Genomic DNA, 19,552 nt, shown 5'->3' with positions numbered 1-19,552 from the left:
TCCGGCCATGCGTCGGGACCGGGCGCCGGGCCGGGCGGACCCTCGCCCGGACGCCGGGGAGCGGCCGCCTCCGGTTGCGTCGGCGGGGGCAGCGGAGCCGTTACGGGCATGGGCTCGGGCGCGGCCGCGGGGGCGGACGCGGGCGGCGTTACGGGGGTGGGACCGGGCGGTGTCACGGGGGCGGGCACGCCGGACACGGGCGGTACGGCAGGCGCATTCGGCGCGGGCGGCCCGGCAGGCGCACTCCGCGGAGGCGGCACGTTCCGCGCGGGCGGCCCGGCAGGCGCGCTCGGCGCGGACGGCGTGCTCGGTCCATGCGGCGCGGGGGGCGCGCTCGGCGCGGGCGGCGTGCCCGGTCCATGCGGCCCGGCAGGTGCGCTCTGTGCAGGCGGCGCGCTCGGCGCGGGCGGCCCGGCAGGCGCCGGCCGCGCACCCCCCGCAGGAGGCCTGCCCTGCGCAGGCGGCGGCGAAGGCTCCTCCTCCCACCCCAGGAACGCTTCGCACGCCACGCAGAACTCCCGTCCCGGTGGATTCCGCCGGCCGCACTCGTCGCAGATCACAGCAGCTCCAGGGTGAATCCGACGTGCGCCGGAACCTCCGCGCCGATCAGCTCCTCCAGCCGCACCCGGTCCACCCGCCCCGGCCCGGCCCCGCCGTCGCCGCCCGCCCCTCCGCCTTCCGCCGCCCGGATCCGGATGGTCACCCACGGGCGGTCCTGGCCGGGCAGTGCGGTGCGGGGGCGGGTCGACCAGGCCGTGCCGCCGCTCTCGACGATCTCCGGTTCCGTGCCGGTCTCCAGCCGGAGCGCCTCCGCCAGGCCGCCCACCGTGCCGCGTCGGGCATGCCGGGCGACCGCGCCGCGCACCGCCGCCCGGCGCAGCTCCGGCGGGCTGTCCTCGTGCGGGTCGACGGCCACCCACCGGGCCAGCCAGTCGAGGAAGTCGTCGGGGGCGCTGCGCGGGTCCAGGTGCGCGGGCAGGTTGTCGATGGAGAGGAGGACGGGAGCCAGGACGTCGTCCAGGGCGGCCAGGAACCGCTGGAGGAAGTCCTGTTCCAGGTAGACGGCGGGGAGTTGGTCGATCAAGGGGTGCGGGGTCGGCAGCCCCGGGATTCCGCTGCGCATCGGCTCAGGCCCCCCTCACCCGGAGCTGGTGCTCGTAGCTGAAGACCAGCGCGTGCGGGTCCAGCGGGATCTTCGCGGTGGCGTCGGTGCGTTCGCCGGTGACCGGATCGGCCCGGTACAGCCGTACGTCCTCCACCAGGTCGACCCCCGGCACCCGTTGCAGCACGGCGAACGCCTCGCCGGACTGGACGGGCCTGCCGAACGGCCAGCCGTCCCCGGCCGGCCCGCCGGTGAGCGGGTTGAAGTACCCGTACAGCGCGGCCAGCGCGCTCTCACGGACCTTCTCCGCGACCGCCCCGCGCTCCGCCTGGACCAGGGCGACGACGGTGACGCCCTGGTAGAACGGCGGCTCGACGACCAGCCGGGCCCCGATCGGCCGCCGGGCGTCCAGGTGCCCGGCGATCAGGGCGAGCGTGTTCGCGGGCGGGATCAGTTCGTCGAACGCGATCCGGCCCTGCTCGTCGCCGCTCCCGGCGGGCACGACGAGCAGCCGCACCCCGCCCGCGTCGGCCGCGTCGGCCGAGCCGTCCTCCGTACCGGCCCGGATGCAGTGGACCCGGGCCGCGTCCGGGGCGATCTCGCGGGCGAGGAGTTCGTAGTCGTGCGGGACCACCGCCCGGTGCAGGGTGCGCAGGGTCATCGGCCCGCGCACCCGGGCGCTGTCGACGCTCTCGCCGTCCACGCCGCCGAGCGCCGGCCGGCGGTTCTCGACCCGGGCGACGTACGGGATCGCGCTGCGCAGGACGCGGAGCGTGGAGCGGGCGACGTTGCCGCGCAGCCCGCCGCCCGTACGGTACGAACGGACCCGGACGGTCGCGCCCTTGACCGGGACGCGGCCGTAATGGCGTACGGAGCCGTCCCGTTCGCGTACGGCGGGGCCGAACTCGACGCGGCCCGCGTTCGGGTCGAGCGTGACGTGCCGGTCCTCGGGGCCGGAGTGCGCGAAGTCGTCGACCCGGGTCCAGCGGGTGAGGTCGGAGCCTCCGCCCGCGCTGTCGGCGGCGGACGGGTCGGTCACCTCGACCACGAACTCCCCCGGCACCACCGGCGGCCGCGCCAGCCGGAACACCTGCCCCGGCACGCCCTCCGCCTGGCCCAGCACCTCGTCCGTCACGGTCTCGGCGTGCTCGGCGGCGACGGTCGCGCCGATGGTGAACGCGGTGATCCCCCGGACGACCGGCGGGGCCATGTACGTCGGCTGCCCCGGCTCCGCCTCGATCAGCCGGCAGCGCAGCCAGCCCCCGGTGCGGCCGACGACGGCCGCCGGGACATGGGTCCTCGGCAGGTGGAGAATCAGCTCGCCGGACCGGTTGAACCCGCCGGTGTCGTCCTTCTCCACCTCGCAGACCGCCCAACTCGCCCCGTCCCAGGCCTCCCAGAGGATCGGCGGCCGGGCCGGGTCCACGCCGACGCCGTCCACCGTGCAGTCCAGCCGCAGCGCCAGCACGCCCGCGGGCACGGCGGCCGACAGGCCGACGTACAGGCAGTCGCCGGGCGCGGGCGCCGCCCCGAACACCGGCACGTCCCGGCCGAGCGTCAGCTCCTCGGTCCGGTCGACGGCCTCCCCGGGCGAGGGCCAGGTGGCCAGGTGGGCGAAGGAGCACGGCACGATGGAGAGCGGCTCGGAGGTGGTGAAGACGACCGCCTCCTCCGTCTCCGTACGCACGGTGGCGACCTCCGTACCGGCGCGCACCAGGACCGGTTCCGGGCGCGGCGCGGAGAGCCGGAACGTCACCTCGGTGTGGGCGGCGGTCGGCGGGTGGAGCTGCACCCCGATCAGGTCGAGGAAGGTGAGGTAGCTCTTCTCCGGCACCCGGTTCACCCGGTAGACGAGCTGGTCGACCATGGTCGCGAACGCCTCGATCAGCGTCACCCCGGGGTCCGAGACATTGTGGTCGGTCCACTCCGGGCAGCGCTGCTGGACCAGGCGTTTCGCCTCGTCGACCAGGCCCTGGAAGGTGCGGTCGTCCAGATGCGGGCTGGGCAGGGTCATGCCCTCGCCTCCTCGTGCGGGCCGGGCAGGGTCATGCGCCCATCTCCTCGTCCTCGGCCGATGGACCGGCCGCCTCGGCGTGCTGCGGGATCACGTAGAACGGGAAGACGAGGTTGCGGGGGTCGTTGGCGCCGCGCACGGTGTAGCCGATGTCGATGTAGAGGACGCCGTTGTCCGCCTCGTCGAACCGGACGACGACCTCCGTCACCTCGATCCGGGGCTCCCAGCGCTCCAGCGCGAGCCGCACCTCGTACGCGAGCTGCCCGGCGGTTCCCGCGTCCGCCGGGGCGAACACATAGTCGTTGACCGCGCAGCCGAACTCCGGCCGCATGGGCCGCTCGCCCGGCGAGGTCGCCAGGATCAGCCGGATCGACTCCTCCAGCTCGTGTTCGCCGCGCACCAGGGCGATGGACCCGGTGGCGTCCGTGCGCGGCGGGAACGCCCAGCCCGCGCCGATGAATTGCTGTCCCACGGTGACGTCTCACCCTCCGATCAGTACGGTCGGGCAGCCGGACACCACCGGTGAGCCGCAGCCCGCCAGGTCGCCGACGCGGGCGGCGGGCTGCCCGCCGATGAACACCGTCGAGCTGCCGGGCGGGGCGAGGACGGTCGGCGGGTGGGCGGCGGGCGAGGAGCACAGGTGGGCGGTCCCGACGGTGGCGGCGGGCTTCCCGCCGATGAGCACGGACAGGACGCCGGGCGGCCCGACCGTGCCGGGGTGGCCGGTGGGATCGCCGACCCGGGCCGCCGGAGCGGCAGGTGTCTCGGACATGCTCCGCACTCCTCTCTGCCTCGTCACCCTTGCGGATGGCTGATGACTGATGACTGATGACTCGTCAGTTGAGCTTGACCATCGGCGCGTTGATGTTCACCGTGCCGCCGCTCCTGATCTCCGTACGGCGACCGCCGTCGACCGTGACCTCACCGCCCCGCACCTCCACCGAGCCCTGGGCCGTGACTCCGACCTTTCCGGTGCCGCCGTCCACGGAGACCCCGTTGCGCGCGCTCAACGTGACGCTTTCACCAGCGAGTTCGAGCGACCCGCGCCCCGCGTCCAGGGCGACGCCGTCGGCCGCCCGGATGGAGACCTGCTCCTTGGCCTCGATCGTCACGCTGCCGTCGCTGCCGATGACGATGGCGGTGCCCTTGCGGTCGAGATCGATCGTGAGCTTGCCGTCGCCGGTGCGGAGCCGGACGCCCTGCGGGCCGTTCGCGGCGTCCAGCAGCTCCAGCTGGTTTCCGCTCTTGGACGCGAAGGCGCGGCGGTTCACGGCACCGCTGGTGGGATCGACGAGTTCGCCCCCGCCACCGCCGCCTCCCGCTTCTCCTGAGCCGCCCGCAGCGCCGGCCGCAGCACCCCCGCCCGCGCCGCCCGCGTCAGCGGCACCACCCGACCCACCCGCGCCGCCGCCCGGCCGGTCCTGCCCGTTGTACAGACCCGCCAGGACGTACGGCCGGTCCAGATGCCCGTGCTCGAAGCCGACCAGCACCTCGTCGCCGACCTCCGGGATGAACGCCTCGCCGCCCCCCGTCCCGTTGGCCTGTGCCGTACGCGCCCAGTCGCTCGCGTACTCGTCGGACAGCCACGGGAACCGCACCTTGACCCGCCCCGACCCCTCCGGATCCTGCGTGTCCGTCACCGTCCCGCTCACCAGCCCCGCGCACCGTGAACCACCGGCTCCGGAGGCCGAGTTGGCGAGCCCGTACAGCGACCGCTCCTGCTGCCCCGACACGGTGATCCAGGTCTCGTACCCGCGTACGGCGTCGAAGACATGGCGCGAGGTCGTCACCGTGTACCGGCCCTCGAAGGGCGCGCCCACCGCGTTCAGCGCCACCGCGCTGCCCGCCCGCACCTCCGGATTGCCCCGGATCACCGCCTCCAGCTCCGCGAACGACCCGGCGATCCGCTCCGCCAGCGCCTTCGCCGCCTGGTCGACCTGGGCCTGCGCCCCGTACGCCGCGTCCGTCACGACGAACCGGGCCTCGCCGAACGGTTCCGACACCTCCGCCGCCGTCACCCCCAGCTCCAGCGTCGGCGACGTGCCCGCCGGGGCCCGGCCCACCAGCGGCTGCTTCGCCTGGACGTCCCAGCCGCGCACCTCCACCTCGGAGACCTGCTCGGCGGCCGACACCCCGGCCCGGCAGCGGAGCAGATTGCTGCCCAACTCCAGCACGAGCGGGTCGCGTTCGGCGCGCGCCGAGGTGTCGGGCGCGCCGCCCGCCTCGGCCGGTTTCGTGATGTGGAGCTGCCCGTCCCGTACGTACGCCTGCGCGCCCGCCTCCTCCGCGAGGCCGCGCACGAACTCCCAGTCGGTGACGTTGGGCTGGGCGATGTGTTCCAGTACGGGCCCGGCGATGTCGACCGGACCCGGCTTCAGTCCGGCGCGCTGGGCGACCTGGCCGCAGATGTCGGCGAGGGTCATGTTCTGGTAGCTGGCCACGCGCCGCCCCCGGAACAGCCGGTGCGACTCGTCGAGCCCGCGTACGACGGTGAACGTGCCGGACTCGTCGAGCTCCACCTCCAGTGCCGTGACGACCCCCTCCAGCAGGGGCTTAGGGGCGGTGTCGCCGCCCGCGCGGGCCAGCAGCCGGGCCTCGGTGCCGATCTTCAGCCCGGCCTGTTCCAGCAGCACCCGGTCGGGGTCCCGGAACCGCAGCAGGAACAGGTCGGGGAGCGTACGGCTGTCGTCGACATAGCCCTCGACCAGCGTGTTCACGAACTTCGCGGGCAGCGGCGTACCGCCGAACTCCACCGTCAACGCCGTGGAAACCCCCTGCCGCGCCATCAGCCCCGCCCCCGGTCCAGGGCCCTGTCCCGGCCCCTGCCCCGGCCGGCCTTGGCTGCGTCCTTGTCCGAGGCGTCCCTGAGCCGGGCCAGCTCGTCCAGGGCGGGCAGCAGGAGCTGGGTGCCGGGGGCGAGCCGGAGCGGGTCGTCGATCCCGTTCGCCTCGGCGATCACCCGCCAGGCCCCGGGATCCCCGTACTCCCGGTGGGCGAGCGAGGGCAGCGAGTCGCCCGAGCCGACGCGGTGGACGCGCCGGGCGGCCAGCGCGCCCGAGGTCGGGTTCTGGCCGGGCGTCTCGCCGCTGATCTCCTCCATGGTGACCTGGCAGACCGCCCGGATCGGCACCCCGGACGTCGTGAACAGCGTGTATTTGGCGGCGACTTGGCTGACGTACCCGGGAAAGCCCGTCAGCCCGCCCCAGTGGAAGACGACCCACGGCGGGGAAGACCGCTGCTGCTGCCGGGTCTCGTCCGTCGGCACGCAGCACGCGAAGAGCTGCTCCACCGAGGTGACGACCCGGGTGTCCTGGGTGTCGCTGGCGTCGAAGAACATCTCCACGGTCAGCTTGCTGGGCTGTGAGCCCTGGTACTCCGGCGGCCCCGAACTCTTCGCCCCCTTCGCCGGACTCCGCTTCCAGGAAGCCGCCTTGGTCAGGCTCAGCTCCTTCGGGTTGAACTGGAAATCGATCCGCCCGCACGGCCCGCCGGGCGTCAGCCCGCCCCCGGTCGGCGGGGTCCGCAGCTCCAGGTAGGCGTGCTCCAGCTTGGGCCGCGCCGAACCGCCCTTCGCCGCCGAGGCCACCCCCGACGTACCGGCCGCGCTGAACGCGATGGGACCCGCACCGCTCATCGCGTTCAGCCCTCCATCACGTAACCGTGGTGGGCGATCTCGATCGTCTCCATCGCGACCTTCGGCGACTCGGGCGTGAACGAAGGCCCGGTCCACCGCACGGGCACGACCTCCAGCAGCCCCCACTGGGCGACCTTGTGGCCGTCGCCCGTACGCGCCTCGATGTGCGCGGTCTTCCTGCTGAACCCGGTGGTCATCGTGGCGAACCAGCGCGCCACCTTTTCCGTCTCCCGGGTGAGCGGTCGCGACAGCTTCACGTTGGAGTACTTCAGCCGGGTCGGCAGCTGCCACACATGCCCGTTGTTGCCGCCCTCCTCCCGTGCTTCGAGGACTACTTCGCAGCCGAGGCCCTCGCACGTGTTGAACGACCCGAGCTCGATGTCGTCGATGGTCACGACGAAGCAGACGCTGACGGCGGGGTCGCTGTCCTGGGCGGTGGCCATGACACGTACCTCTCAGTTCGGTCGTGCGGTCGATCGGTCGATCGGTCGGTCGGTCGGTCGGTCGGTCGGTCGAGCAGTCGTACGGTCGGTCCTTCAGTGGCGGGTGTTGATGAGATGACCGGCGCGTTCACGTTCCAGCCGGAGATCGTTCTTGAGGAGTCTGCTGAGCGGGGCGTACAGGTCCCGGACCAGCTCGTCCGTGACGGCGGGTGCCCCCTTGCCGTCCGTCGCTCCGGCCGCGTCGGAGCCGCCTCCGGCCGTCACGGCCCCGGGCTCCGCGCTGCCCTCCGGTTCCGGTACGTCTACGGGGTCGGGTTCGGGCGGCGGCGGCTCCTCGGCGGTCTCGGCATCCCGCTGGACGACCGGCCGCGAGGTACCGGAGGCCGGCGCGCCCCTGAACACGACACTGCCGTCGGCCATCCGCTGCGCCACCCCGGCGGCCACGGCCACGTCACCGGCCCCGCCCCCGGCCCCGGACGAGGGCATGTAGGGCGCCCGTCCGGAACTCGGCGAGGCCCCCGGGAGCCGCCCCGGCAGGGATCGCGCCACCGAGGCCGGCACCGGGGGCCGGCCTCCGGACGCCTGCCGCTGCAAGGGAGCGGCGGGCCCGATGGTGGGTGCGGCGGAGGCCCGGGGAGGCGCGGGCCCCAGCGGGACGCCGGGACCGTCCATCAGCCCGCCGCCGCCCGCCGCCTCGGCCCACCGGACCGGGACGCCCTCGGAGGGCGATGCGGTGGGTACGGCGGGGTTCGGCGCGGCCCCGACGGCCGGTTCCGGTTCCGGATCCGGCCCTGCGGCACGCTGTACGTCGACGTTCTGCGGGACCAGGGGCCGGTCGCCCAGGAGCGGGGCGACGGGCGGGCCGGTGGGGGGCGGGGCGGGGGCCGGGCCGGGGACGGAGGCCGGACCGACCGCCCGCTGGAGCGAACCACCCGTGCCACCGGCATCACCCGTCCCACCGGTGCCACCGGCGGCACCGGCCCCCACCAAGGGGTCCTCACCGAGCAGGGGCGCGACGGGCTCATCGGCGTCCGCTGCCGGTCCGGAGCCTGAAGGACCGGAGGCAGCAGGCGGACCCTGGCTCACGAAGGCACCGGAAGCTTCGGAGCCTCCCGAGGTTCCTGCGGTGCCCGATGCCGCCGATGCCTCCGGTGAGGACGCCGCCCGACGCTGAGCGGTCGGCGGCAGACCCGGCAGAGGCGCACCGAGCCCGGGAACCCTCCGGGGCCGCTCCCCCGCAGGCGGCATCGCAGCCCGCTGAACGCCCACGCTTCCGGAGGCCGGACCAGCCGGGGCGGCCGGATCAGACGGCGGAACCGGTGACGAAGGCGGCTCCGGCACGACGGCCCGCTCACCCACCAGCCGTCGCACGGGCAGCTCCTCACCACCTCCGGCGACGGAGGTCAGGCCCGAGCCCTCATCCCCGTAAAGACGCTGTACAGGGACGGACACGGGTCCGGATACAGCTCCGGGTCCGGGCTCCGCCCCCGACCCCTCGGGCCCCCGCGCAAGCAGGGCCTCACCCCCACCCGCCCGGTCGAAGTACGTCACCGCCCCCCGCAACGGCATCTCCACGGACCGCTGAGCCGCAACCCCCGACGACGAGGACGGCGACGACGGCGACGACGACGGCGAAGGGGCGGACTCCGCGACACCGACGCCCCGCACCAGCCCACTAGGGGCGTCAGGGCTCACCACATGCCCCAGCGGCGTCCCGAGCACCGTGGACTGGCGCGTGGTGAGTGAAGCCTCGAACTCCGTCGGCGACGAGGTGAGTTGCTGCCCGGAAACCATCCGCTGGAGCGGCTCCAGCCGGTTCACGTCGACACGGTCGCCACGATCGGCCCCCGCCGGGCCGGGTACGGGCACGGGCGCATCGCCGGCGCGGGTGCGGCCGCGGTCACCCCGCAGCCAGGACATCAGCCCCATGAACCTTCGTCCTCTCCGACTACGGCCCGTTGAGGCGGGCGACCTGCGCGACGAACTTCAGGCGTTCCGGATGTTCCAGGTCCAGCAGGTCGTCCAGCGGCCAGTGGAAGTGGTAGGCGAGGTACGCGACCTCCTCGTAGAGCAGGTCGGCCGCGTACGTCACGATTCCCCCAGGCGGCCACCGGCGAGATTCACCGCAAACTCCTCGTCGCAGGACGGGCAGGTGACGGCGGCGCGGGTGTGGCCCTCGGCGTTGATCCGGCGGTAGAAGTCCTGGAGGAAGGCGAGATCGGAGGCGAACAGGTCCTCGATGACGCCCGGGTGGATGTCCTCGACGGTGCCGATGCGGGTGACGACCCGGGAGATGAGGATCACCGACAGATAGGCCGAGTTCTCCCGCACGCGGTCGTCCCGCAGCGGGACCAGCTCGTCGCGGGCGGTGGCGAGGCGCATCACGCCCGTACGGTGGACGGTCCCCGCCTCGTCGACGTAACCGCGCGGCAGCTCGAACCCGAACTCCGTGCGCATCGGCTCCTGTTGGCGCGCGGAGCCGCCCCGCCCTCCGGCCGCCGCCCCGGCCTCGACCTGCTCCGGGCTCTGGAACTGGACCGAGCGGCGCATCAGTCGAGTTCCATGCTCTCGTAGGTGATCGCCAGCTTCTCCGTCAGCACCGAGGTGTCACCGGCCTTGAGCGTGCCGATCTCCAGCGACTTCGGCCAGGCGTTGATGAGCTTGTAGCGCTTGATCGGCATGCCCTCGTAGTCGTAGACGATGACCGCGCCGTTGCGGCGGGCGTTCGTCATCCGGCCGAACCGCGAGTCCTTGATCCACCGCTCGAAGCTGTTGTCCTCGGTGAGGCCGCGCGTCACCGTGACCTCACCGGCCTTGGGGCGGCCGGGCAGCTTCTTGATGGCGTACTTGCCGTCGGCGGTGTTCTGCTTCAGCTCGATGACGTCCTGCTCCATCTTCAGACCACTGACCTCGGTGATCTGCTTGATGATGACGCTGTCGAATTCGAGGCCGAAGGAATGCCCGACGGAACTGTCGAGATCGGGAAGTGGCACAGCAGACTCCTTACGCCAGGCTCAGGAACGGGCTGTCAGCGACCAGCGGGGGCGGCGGCCGGTCATTCGTCGACACCGCCGCTGCCGCCGGTCAGCTGGGAGAGCCGGAACACGACGAACTCGGCCGGTTTGACGGGGGCGACCCCGATCTCGCAGATGACCTGTCCCGCGTCGATGCTCTCCGGCGGGTTCGTCTCGCGGTCGCACTTCACGTAGAACGCCTCCTCGGGGGTCAGCCCGAACAGCGAACCCTTGCGCCACTCGTTGACCAGGAACGCCGAGACCGTGCGCCGGACACGCGCCCACAGGGCGTCGTCGTTGGGCTCGAAGACGACCCACTGCGTACCGGCGAGGATCGACTCCTCCAGGTAGTTGAAGAGCCGTCGGACGTTCAGATAGCGCCAGGCCGGGTCGGAGGCGAGCGTGCGCGCGCCCCACACCCGGATGCCCCGCCCGGGGAAGGACCGGATGCAGTTCAGCCCGATCGGGTTGAGCAGGTCGTGCTCGCCCTTGGTGAGCTGGGTCGCCAGTGCGACGGCCCCCCGGACGACCTCGTTCGCCGGGGCCTTGTGCACCCCGCGTGTGTCGTCGTTGCGCGCCCAGATCCCGGCGATGTGCCCGCTGGGCGGTACGAGGGTGGGGCGGCCCGACGCGGGGTCGGCGACGCTGATCCACGGGTAGTAGAGCGTGGCGTACTTGGAGTCGAAGTTGGCCTGCCCGGTGCGCCAGCCGCGTACCTGCTGCGGGGTGAGGCCGGGCGGCGGGTCGAGGATGGCCACCCGGTCGCCCATCAACTCGCAGTGCGCGATGAGCCCTTGCTGGACGGCGATGACCGACTCCAGGTCCAGCAGCCCGCGTTCGTACGCGCTCATCAGATCGGGAACGGCGATCATGGTGACCTCGTCGACCGCTTCGAGGCCGCCGAGCCCCGTACGCCGGTCGGCGTCACCGACGTACACCTCGGGGGCCATCGCACCGGAACCGCCGGCGGCGGGGGCCGCCGGAGCGAGGGTCACCGTCTGCGGCTCGGGCGGGGCGGGCGCGGCGCCGCGCCCCGACTCCCGTACCTCGATCAGCTCGGACTTGGCGTTGACGCGGGTGGCGACGTTGTCCTTGCTGCGCTTGGTGGTGACGGAGGGGTACGTCTCGACGACCTGGCCGTCGCGCTTCACGAGGAAGCGGAAGACGTCGGCGGGCGGGTCGTCGCCCTCCACGGGCGCGACCTCCACGCTGATCTCGCCGCTGACGCCGGGCCGGGGGCGTACGGCGTACGGGCCGACCCGGACCTCGGCGCCGACGGGCAGTTCCCCGGCCTCCCGGCTCTTCCCGGGGGCGCCCTCGCCGTCCTGGTCGTCCTGGCCCTCCTGGCCGTCCGCCGCCACCGTGCCGTCGCCGATGCGTACGACGTAACAGACCCCGCCGCCGTTGGCGAAGAAGCCGTAGACGGCGGACGCGAGGTAGGCGCCGTCGACGAAGTCGCCGAAGGCGGCGACGAACTGGCTCCAGTTCGTGATCAGCGTCGGCTCGTCGAAGGGGCCCTTCTGGGCGAAGCCGACGAAGGCGGCGACCGAGGTGCCCACCCCTTCGATCGGCCGGGATCCGGACTCGACCTCTTCGACGTAGACGCCGGGGGACAGGTACGACGGCATAGGGCCTCTCCTCGACACACTCCTGGGCGCACTGCTGGGCACAACGCTGCTCGGCACACTGCTCGACGCTCGACCGGGTGACGCGGGCCATTCTCGCCACGGCAGCGATCACCGGGAACGGACGGTCGGCCGCCCTGCCGCGCAGGGCGGGCTGCCCGATGAGGCAACGGGACCGCGCCACGGGTGCCGCCCCGCCCTGCCCCGTACGCGGACCGCGCGCGCTGGGTACGCCACGGGATTCCCCGGCACGGTGGCAGCCACCACGCATGCACCACATCCGGGCGGGCCCCGCGATCCGGGCGGCCTCCGGCCGGCGGCCGCGGAGAAGCGGGGAGGGGCGGGGAGGGCGGATGAAGGCGGTTCCGGAGAAGCCTTCCGCCACGCCACAGCCGCGCCACGAGGCGGTACGCGCCCCGGACCTCGACGCCGTACCCGTCCCGGACCTCGACGCCGTACCCGTCCCGGAACGCGACGCCGTGCCCGTCCCGGAACGCGATGGCTCGCGCCCGGACGCCGCACGAACGGAGCAGACGGCCACCTCCCCGGCATCCCGGGCCCCCGACCGCCGTTCCGTCCAGCGGCTGCAGCGGCTGGCCGGGAACGGGGCGGTGTCACGGCTGGTGGCCCAGCGGTACACCGCACCGGTCAAGCCGTCCCCGGCCCAGTCGCCGCGCTTCCGCAACGTGAAGACGGATGTGGCGGCGAAGAAGACCCGGCTCGCGGCGCACGCCCCGGCGGCGACGGAGTCGAAGGCGTCGCAGGACGCGGCCGTGGCCCCACCGGACGACAAGGAGGCCCAGGGCAAGGCGGCGAACGCCGAGAAGATGAACGCGGCGAAGCCCGGTGAGTTCGACAAGGCGGCGTTCATCGCAGCCGTCGACAAGGCGATCGACGCGCAGGCGCCCAAGAACCTCGACGAGGCGGACAAGTTCTCCAAGTCCGGCAAGGCGGACCAGGTCAAGGCGGAGGTCGACGGCAAGGTCACCGACGGCAAGGAGTCCTCCGCCAAGGACATCGACACGGCGACGAAGGCCCCGCCCGACACCTCGGCCGCCAAGGACAAGGACGTCACCCCGCTCACCCCCGACCAGGCTCCGGGCAACCCGGGCGCGCCGTCCGCCACGGACGCGGTCCCGGAGAAGCAGCCCGCGGCGGTGACGGACTTCTCCGAGGGGCCGGCCGAGAACGACAAGGCGATGGCGGACGCCGAGGTCACCGAGGAGCAACTGGCCAAGGGCAACGAACCGGAGTTCAACGAGGCGCTGTCAGCGAAGAAGACCTCGGAGGCGGACGCGGCGAAGGCCCCGGCGAAGGGGAAGGCGGCGGAGGACCAGCAGCTCTCCAGCGCCAAGCAGAACGCGGCGGCCTCCGGTGCCCAGGCGATGTCGGCCCTGACCGCGACCCGGGCCACCGCCGGCAAGCAGGTGGACGGCGGCAAGAACGACACGAAGTCGAAGGACGAGAAGAAGCGCGCCGAGGTCACGGCCAAGCTCCAGAAGGTCTACGACGGCACGAAGAAGGACGTCGAGGACACCCTGTCCGGCCTGGACAAGAAGGTGGACTCGGCGTTCACGGCGGGCGAGAAGTCGGCGCGGGACGCGTTCACGGCGGACCACAAGAGCCGGATGAAGAAGTACAAGGACAAGCGGTACTCGGGCCTCATGGGCAAGGGCCGCTGGGTCAAGGACAAGTTCGCGGGCCTGCCGAAGGAGGCGGACGCCCTCTACCAGGAGTCCCGCAAGCTCTACGTCGCGAAGATGCGGACGGTCATCTCCTCGGTGGCCGACATCATCGGCGCCGAGCTGGGCAAGGCGAAGGCCCGGATAGCCAAGGGCCGCACGGAGTTGAAGGCGGAGGTCGACAAACTCCCGGCGGACCTACGTCAGTTCGGCGAGGAGGCAGCGAAGGACTTCGCGGGCAAGTTCGACGACCTGGAAGCCACGGTCAACGAGAAGTCGGAACAGCTGGTCCAGGACCTCGCCCAGAAGTACACGGCGGCACTCAACAAGATCGACGAGGAGATCAAGAAGCTCCAGGAGGCCAACCGGGGCCTGATCGACAAGGCGAAGGACGCGATCGTCGGAGCCATCAAGACGATCAACGAGCTGAAGAACCTGCTCCTGGGCATCCTCGCCAAGGCCGCCTCCGCGATCATGAAGATCATCAAGGACCCGATCGGCTTCCTGGGCAACCTGGTGAAGGCGGTCGGCGCGGGCCTGAACCTCTTCATCACGAACATCGCCGACCACCTGAAGACCGGCGTCGTCTCCTGGCTCCTGGGCACAGCGGTCAAGGCGGGCCTGGACCTGCCAGCCCGTTTCGACCTCAAGGGCATCATCCAGCTCATCGGCTCGATGCTCGGCCTGACCTGGGACAACATCCGCACCCGCGTCACCCGCAAGGGCGTCCCCGACGAAGCGATGAGCGCGGTCGAAACGTCCGTCCCGGTCGCGAAGAACCTCGCCGCCGAAGGCCCGGCCGGCGCGGTCAAGGAAATCCAGGCGGAAGCGGGCGACCTCAAGGCCACGATCCTCGGCAAGCTGACGACCTACCTGATCCCGACGGTCCTCATCGCGGGCATCACCTGGATCATCTCCCTGCTCAACCCCGCCTCGGCGTTCGTCCGCGCGGTCAAGGGCATCATCGACATCGTCACGTTCATCGTGACCCAGGGCGCCCAGATCGTGGACTTCGTCAACGCGGTCCTGGACGCGGTCATCGCCATAGCCAACGGCGGCCAGGCCGGCGTCCCCAAACTCATCGAAGCCGCCCTCGCCACGAGCGTCCCCCTCCTCATCGGCTTCCTGGCCGCCCTCCTGGGCATCGGCGGCCTGGCCAACAAGGTCAAGTCGGTCTTCCAGTCGGTATCACGACCGGTGACCCGCGCCATCGACAAGATCGTCGACTTCATCGCCAAGAAGGGCAAGGCGCTGTGGGCGAAGCGTAAGGGGAAGGGCGCTGGGCATAAAGGGGGCGAAAAGGATCCTCAGACCGGAGGAGCGCAGGCCGCGCTCAAGGATGCCGTCGCCTTGGTGAAGCCAGGCGTATCGATCGAGGAAGTAGAGAGGCATCTACCCTCCGTTAGAAGCAAACACAAAATCCGCTCCCTGACACTGATAGTGGACAGCCAGAGCGATTCACGGAGCAATGTCCACTTCCGGGCCGTGAACAGCCCAGGAGTGGACAGCGAACAAGTTTCCATAGATCGCGAAGACGAAGAGCTGCGATTGATCGACAATGGTATAGCATCGATCGACGAGCGCCGCGAAGTCCTCCTCAAGGCCCGCAGTATCGTAGAGAACGAGGATGCCATTCAGGCCGTCTTCGAACGCATCAAGGCCGGAAGCCCGGGCAAGAAAAAGGCCATTCAAATCTTCCAGAAAATAGTCAAGAACAACTTGAAGCACGGATACCGAATAGACAAGCAGCTGGTAAACAGCACCAATACTCTAAACATGAACTATTTCGGGCTGAACATTGAATCAGTTGCAAAAGTCGACGGAGTGAAGCGGGCCGGAAAATCAGGCCCCCCTCTTGGAATCGCTAACGTCAAACCTCTGACCATCGACCGGGACACCGAACCCGTACCAGCCCTGTCACTCGACTTCTACACCCACCCAAGCATCGTGAACGCAAAAATAAAAGGAGTAGGAAGTAAACTATTCAGTATAGCGAATGAGCATTTCGGCACTCAGCACGAAGCTATCGCCGGCGAGTGGTTCAGATTCGGATGGTACGAATCAAAAGATCTGGGTAGACCCTCCTTGTCAGCCAACCTGGACGCCTACATCAAGGCCAGAAAGGCGGGGATGACCGAGGAGGAGGCTGTGCGGCAAACATGGACGTATCGTCGCGCTCGGGAAATTTACGGCGGCCAGGAACTGGACGTCCAAGTAACGGAACTGCACTCCCTCGACAATCCTCCAGTCGACGAAATGATCGTTCAGGTTCTCATGAGGCCGAGGATGTGAATCGTGCAGATTCAGGTGTTCGACGGTGATCGAGTATTTCTTATCCGGATCAACCTGACCGAACGAATCTGGCACATGATCGCCCCGCTGGTAGGCGAGTCACTGCACATCACAGGCGAACCTTCCCCTGAATGGGATCGAGAGCTGACGGAACAAAGCACGGCACGGCTCCGTGAAGGGCTAGAGTCTCCAATTCAGACCCTTCTCACACGCTCTCCGGACCGACATCGACGAAGAGGTTTCGGTAAGGTTCAACGGGAAGTTCTAGGCGAGAGAATCTGGCTCGATCCACGCGATACACGCGACGGAGAAATACAACGACTGAGCGGGATTCTCGCATCGCTGAAACATGCTTCTTCTTTTCCTTTGATGCTCTTCACCATGCCGAAACTAAGTTCTGTAGAGCATCGACTCGCTTGGCTGCTTCGAGAGGAAGCCGACGGTTTCCCAGCGAATGAAGTGCCCAGTCGTGTTCTCCGGCGCCTACAGGAGATGCAGAACTTGGGACTAAGTGAAGAAGTCAAAAATTCACTGGCCCGGGACGCAGACAGGGTGGCTCTCGGAGAGCTCACTCAAGATGCCGTCGCCCGGCTTCACGAGTGGCGGTTGCTCCAGCGCACACCGGATAGCAAAATCCGCGCTACACAAAAACTGCAGGTCGTGCTGATATAAATGCAGCGCCGCCGCGAGCATCCCGTCCTCAGGACACCAGCCCCAGATACGGCCCGAACTCCGAAGCCAGCGTCAGCCGCCCCAGCTTCTGGTACTCCCGCTGGATCGCGTGGATCACCGTCTCCATCGTCACCGCGCCCCCTGTGTCCGCCGCCAGGTACGCCGAAGTCACCGCGATCGAGCGGATGTTGCCGCCCGCCAGCTCGAAGTTCTCGGCGCAGAACGGCAGGTCCAGGTCCGTGCCGCGCGGGAGGGTCGGGCCCAGGCAGCGGTCCCAGAGGAGGAGGCGTTGTTCGGGGTCCGGGACCGGGAAGTCGATGACCAGGTCCAGGCGGCGGGTGAAGGCGTCGTCCAGGTTGGCGCGGAGGTTGGTGGCGAGGATGGCCAGGCCGTCGAAGGACTCCATGCGCTGGAGGAGGTACGCGCTCTCCACGTTGGCGTAGCGGTCATGGGCGTCCTTCACATCGGAGCGCTTCCCGAAGATCGCGTCCGCCTCGTCGAAGAGCAGCACCCCGTTCACCCCCGCCGCCTCCGTGAAGATCCGCTCCAGGTTCTTCTCCGTCTCACCCACGTACTTGTCGATCACCGTCGCCAGGTCGACCGTGTACAGGTCCAGCCCCAGGTCCGCCGCGATCACCTCCGCCGACATGGTTTTCCCCGTGCCCGAGTCGCCCGCGAACAGGGCCGAGACTCCCCTGCCCCTGCCCCCGCCCGGCCGCATGCCCCACTCCCCCAGCACCCTGTCCCGGTGCCGCGCGCGGGCCGTGAGTTCGCGGAGCTGGGTGTGGGTGTCGGGCGGGAGAACCAGGTCGTCCCAGGTCACCGTGGGTTCGATGCGGCGGGCCAGGCGGTCCAGGCCCGCCGCGTTCTGAGCGCGGGCCCCACGGCGTACGTGGTCCGCGGTGAGTTCGCCGCCCGCCAGACGGGCCGCCTGGGCGGCGGAGCGGGCGGCTCCGGTGATCTGTTCCGGGGTGAGGAGGAAGGGGGCCAGCAGGTGGTCCGGGGCGATGGCGGGCGGGAGCGGCGCATCCTCCCGAAGACGGTACGCCTCCCGCCACAGCGCCCCCCGCGCCGACGGCTCCACCCGGGGCGCGTGCAGCAGCAGCGGTGGGGCGGCCGACCACGACGCGTCCCAGGGCGCCCGCCCCACCAGGACCGTCGGGACCGGGGTCGCCGTGAGGAGCCGCAGCAGCCCCGGGCGCTCCCGGGCCACCGCGTCCAACGGCGCGCACACCAGGCCCGCCCCGGTCAGCCGCGCCTCCCGCACCAGCGCCCGTACCGCCTCGGCGGGCGACGGGTCCTCCGCCAGCCGGGCCAGGTCCAGGCCCAGCACCCGCCGGCCCGCCGCCCTCAGCGCCGACGCCGCCAGCGCCGTACCCGCACCGCCCTGGTCCTCGCTCAGGTAGGCCAGCGCGCCGCCCTCGGCCAGGACGCCGGCGAGCGGGGCCGGATCGCCCACCCCGGGCACCGCCTGCCACGGGGCCAGCAGGTCCGCCAGCCGCGGGTCCGGGGTGTCGTCGCCCAGCAGGTGCGCGGCCACCCGGTCCGGCACCCGCAGCGCACGGCTCAGGAACGGTCGGTTCAGGTCCTCCGCCAGCAGCAGACCGCCCGCCCGCAGCGGCGCCCCCGCCGCCAGCCGGGCACGGGCCGCCGGATCGGAGAGGGCAACCCCGCACAGGCCCAGGGCCAGCCCGATGGACGGGCGGCGCCGGGACACGTCGTCGTTGAGGTAGCCGTAGAACGCCTCGAAGCGGTCGTCCAGATCCGGTACGAGCGCGATGAGCAGGATCTCCGTGTCGAGCGCGGTGAGGCCGAACTCCCTGGCGAGGGACGCCAGTCGGGAATCCTCGCTCTCGGCAGGGAGCCCGTCGAGCGCACCCTCGGCCGAGCTACCGGCCAAGGCGGGAAGCCCTCGCGCGCCTTCGGCCGAGGCATCAGCCAACGCGGGAAGCCCCCCTGCACCCTCGGCCGAGGTACCGCCCAACGCGGAAAGCCCCCGCGCACCCTCGGCCGGGGTTCCCTCCACCGCGCCCCCCGCCAGGGCGCCGTCCACCTCCGGAAACCCCCGCGCCCCCTCATCGTCCAGCAGCCGCGCAATGCTCTCGTCCGTCAGATACAGGCCCCGGAAGTCGTCATCCGGGTCCGGGTCCGTGCTCCGCCGCAACTCCACCGCGTGCCGGATGCGCCGCTCCACGGCCGCCGCCCGCGCGAGCAGATGGCGGAGGTCCGGGCCTACGGCGTCCCGCGCCGTCATGCGTCCCCTTCCTCAGGTGGTGTCCCCCGCCGCTCCGTGATGCGCAACGACACCGCCCGACCACCGCGCTCACCGCCCGCACCGCCCCGCGCCGCCGGTTCCCGTACCGGGCGGCCCGGACGCGACCCGTACACCGGCAGACCCGGCCGGCCCGGCTGCGCCTCCGTCGCGCCCGCGCCGGTGCCGACGCCCGCGCCCTCCCCGAGCCCCGGCCCGGGCATGTCCCCGAACTCCGCCCGCAACCCCTCGTCGCCCACCGGCGGGCCCGCCTCGTAGACCGGCGAGGCGGTCACCGGAACGCTGATCACCAGGTCCAGCGAGGGCTTCAGTTCGCCGCCGAGCGCGCTCCACACATCGGCGAACGACCTGTCCTCCGGCGGCGGCAGCGCGATCGACATCGGGACCGCGGCCCCGACCTCGGCCAGCGAGCCCGCCAGCCGCTCCGGCGGCAGCGCCTCGTACCGCAGCAGGCACGCCAGGAGCGAGGAGAGCAGGCGGTGTTCGTCCTCCGGGCGCTTCGTCCACGCCGTGATCAGGTACGACAGCTTGAAGAAGCGGGGCGGGCGGCGGCGCGCGACGATCGCCCCGCGCTCGTCGTACTCGTTGTGCAGGCCGCGCTCCCGCCGACGCATGTCCTCGCGGATGTCGTAGAGGTAGAGGTTGACCATCGGCGCGTTGACCTTGGCCGCCCACTCCCGGGTCGGGGCGTCGAAGACCACCGCGATCTGGCGGCCCTCCAGCACCTCGGCCCGGATCAGGGCACGCAGGACGTCGTCCACTTCATGGATCATCCGGTGACCGCCTCCGACGCGAAGAGCAG

The 19,552-nt window shown here is 71.3% G+C and carries 16 protein-coding genes; 2 read left to right on the top strand and 14 right to left on the bottom strand.

What is annotated here, in order from left to right; translation table 11 throughout:
- Window positions 1-556 precede the first annotated feature (556 nt).
- From KV381_RS19140 to KV381_RS19085, 12 genes are all read right to left on the bottom strand, one after another.
- Window positions 557-1,123, bottom strand: a complete 567-nt coding sequence (locus KV381_RS19140) for a phage tail protein (protein ID WP_218785786.1) — start codon at window positions 1,121-1,123, stop codon at window positions 557-559.
- A gap of 4 nt (window positions 1,124-1,127) precedes the next feature.
- Window positions 1,128-3,116: a putative baseplate assembly protein gene (locus tag KV381_RS19135; RefSeq protein ID WP_218785784.1), complete on the bottom strand. Its 1,989-nt coding sequence runs from the start codon at window positions 3,114-3,116 to the stop codon at window positions 1,128-1,130.
- Window positions 3,117-3,147: 31 nt separating this feature from the next.
- The gene (locus KV381_RS19130) at window positions 3,148-3,588 is read right to left on the bottom strand and encodes a GPW/gp25 family protein (protein WP_030088871.1); all 441 of its coding nucleotides are present in this window, start codon (window positions 3,586-3,588) and stop codon (window positions 3,148-3,150) included.
- Between the two features lie 9 nt (window positions 3,589-3,597).
- A complete protein-coding gene (locus KV381_RS19125) occupies window positions 3,598-3,888 on the bottom strand; it encodes a PAAR domain-containing protein (RefSeq protein WP_030627131.1) in 291 nt (96 codons plus the stop codon).
- Window positions 3,889-3,952: 64 nt separating this feature from the next.
- Window positions 3,953-5,902: a VgrG-related protein gene (locus KV381_RS19120; RefSeq protein ID WP_218785783.1), complete on the bottom strand. Its 1,950-nt coding sequence runs from the start codon at window positions 5,900-5,902 to the stop codon at window positions 3,953-3,955.
- On the bottom strand, window positions 5,902-6,750 hold the full coding sequence (locus KV381_RS19115) for a LysM peptidoglycan-binding domain-containing protein (protein WP_098026245.1): 849 nt from the start codon (window positions 6,748-6,750) through the stop codon (window positions 5,902-5,904). Before KV381_RS19115 ends, KV381_RS19120 begins: the two co-directional genes overlap by 1 nt.
- Window positions 6,751-6,755: 5 nt before the next feature.
- Window positions 6,756-7,193 (bottom strand): phage tail protein, encoded by a 438-nt coding sequence (locus KV381_RS19110; RefSeq protein WP_030088878.1) that lies wholly within the window; start codon window positions 7,191-7,193, stop codon window positions 6,756-6,758.
- A gap of 93 nt (window positions 7,194-7,286) precedes the next feature.
- Window positions 7,287-8,180 (bottom strand): hypothetical protein, encoded by an 894-nt coding sequence (locus KV381_RS19105; RefSeq protein ID WP_218785782.1) that lies wholly within the window; start codon window positions 8,178-8,180, stop codon window positions 7,287-7,289.
- Between the two features lie 961 nt (window positions 8,181-9,141).
- The gene (locus KV381_RS19100; RefSeq protein ID WP_086779281.1) at window positions 9,142-9,285 is read right to left on the bottom strand and encodes a DUF6760 family protein; all 144 of its coding nucleotides are present in this window, start codon (window positions 9,283-9,285) and stop codon (window positions 9,142-9,144) included.
- Window positions 9,282-9,743: a hypothetical protein gene (locus KV381_RS19095; protein ID WP_030627120.1), complete on the bottom strand. Its 462-nt coding sequence runs from the start codon at window positions 9,741-9,743 to the stop codon at window positions 9,282-9,284. Before KV381_RS19095 ends, KV381_RS19100 begins: the two co-directional genes overlap by 4 nt.
- Window positions 9,743-10,186, bottom strand: coding sequence for a phage tail protein (locus KV381_RS19090; protein ID WP_030075899.1), 444 nt, complete (start codon window positions 10,184-10,186; stop codon window positions 9,743-9,745). Before KV381_RS19090 ends, KV381_RS19095 begins: the two co-directional genes overlap by 1 nt.
- Window positions 10,187-10,248: 62 nt before the next feature.
- Window positions 10,249-11,835: a phage tail sheath subtilisin-like domain-containing protein gene (locus KV381_RS19085; protein WP_218785781.1), complete on the bottom strand. Its 1,587-nt coding sequence runs from the start codon at window positions 11,833-11,835 to the stop codon at window positions 10,249-10,251.
- Between the two features lie 476 nt (window positions 11,836-12,311).
- Here KV381_RS19085 and KV381_RS19080 point away from each other — a divergent pair, with 476 nt between their 5' ends.
- Window positions 12,312-15,806: a hypothetical protein gene (locus tag KV381_RS19080; protein ID WP_256995103.1), complete on the top strand. Its 3,495-nt coding sequence runs from the start codon at window positions 12,312-12,314 to the stop codon at window positions 15,804-15,806.
- A 3-nt stretch (window positions 15,807-15,809) separates the two neighbouring features.
- Window positions 15,810-16,478: a hypothetical protein gene (locus KV381_RS19075; RefSeq protein WP_143665613.1), complete on the top strand. Its 669-nt coding sequence runs from the start codon at window positions 15,810-15,812 to the stop codon at window positions 16,476-16,478.
- Window positions 16,479-16,506: 28 nt separating this feature from the next.
- Here KV381_RS19075 and KV381_RS19070 read toward each other — a convergent pair whose 3' ends face one another.
- On the bottom strand, window positions 16,507-18,732 hold the full coding sequence (locus KV381_RS19070; protein ID WP_256995102.1) for an ATP-binding protein: 2,226 nt from the start codon (window positions 18,730-18,732) through the stop codon (window positions 16,507-16,509).
- Window positions 18,729-19,523 (bottom strand): DUF4255 domain-containing protein, encoded by a 795-nt coding sequence (locus tag KV381_RS19060; protein ID WP_030075889.1) that lies wholly within the window; start codon window positions 19,521-19,523, stop codon window positions 18,729-18,731. Before KV381_RS19060 ends, KV381_RS19070 begins: the two co-directional genes overlap by 4 nt.
- Window positions 19,524-19,552 lie beyond the last annotated feature (29 nt).

This window comes from Streptomyces sp. WY228 (assembly GCF_019287315.1).
In the GTDB taxonomy this organism is placed as follows: domain Bacteria; phylum Actinomycetota; class Actinomycetes; order Streptomycetales; family Streptomycetaceae; genus Streptomyces; species Streptomyces caviscabies.
This window is presented reverse-complemented; position numbering and strand designations above follow the sequence as displayed.

Excerpts from the sequence above, each read along its gene's own strand:
- KV381_RS19125 (WP_030627131.1), bottom strand. The coding sequence starts at position 3,888 with ATGTCCGAGACACCTGCCGCTCCGGCGGCCCGGGTCGGCGATCCCACC.
- KV381_RS19110 (WP_030088878.1), bottom strand. The coding sequence starts at position 7,193 with ATGGCCACCGCCCAGGACAGCGACCCCGCCGTCAGCGTCTGCTTCGTC.
- KV381_RS19115 (WP_098026245.1), bottom strand. The coding sequence starts at position 6,750 with ATGAGCGGTGCGGGTCCCATCGCGTTCAGCGCGGCCGGTACGTCGGGG.
- KV381_RS19070 (WP_256995102.1), bottom strand. The coding sequence starts at position 18,732 with ATGACGGCGCGGGACGCCGTAGGCCCGGACCTCCGCCATCTGCTCGCG.
- KV381_RS19135 (WP_218785784.1), bottom strand. The coding sequence starts at position 3,116 with ATGACCCTGCCCAGCCCGCATCTGGACGACCGCACCTTCCAGGGCCTG.
- KV381_RS19095 (WP_030627120.1), bottom strand. The coding sequence starts at position 9,743 with ATGCGCCGCTCGGTCCAGTTCCAGAGCCCGGAGCAGGTCGAGGCCGGG.
- KV381_RS19060 (WP_030075889.1), bottom strand. The coding sequence starts at position 19,523 with ATGATCCATGAAGTGGACGACGTCCTGCGTGCCCTGATCCGGGCCGAG.
- KV381_RS19140 (WP_218785786.1), bottom strand. The coding sequence starts at position 1,123 with ATGCGCAGCGGAATCCCGGGGCTGCCGACCCCGCACCCCTTGATCGAC.
- KV381_RS19085 (WP_218785781.1), bottom strand. The coding sequence starts at position 11,835 with ATGCCGTCGTACCTGTCCCCCGGCGTCTACGTCGAAGAGGTCGAGTCC.
- KV381_RS19120 (WP_218785783.1), bottom strand. The coding sequence starts at position 5,902 with ATGGCGCGGCAGGGGGTTTCCACGGCGTTGACGGTGGAGTTCGGCGGT.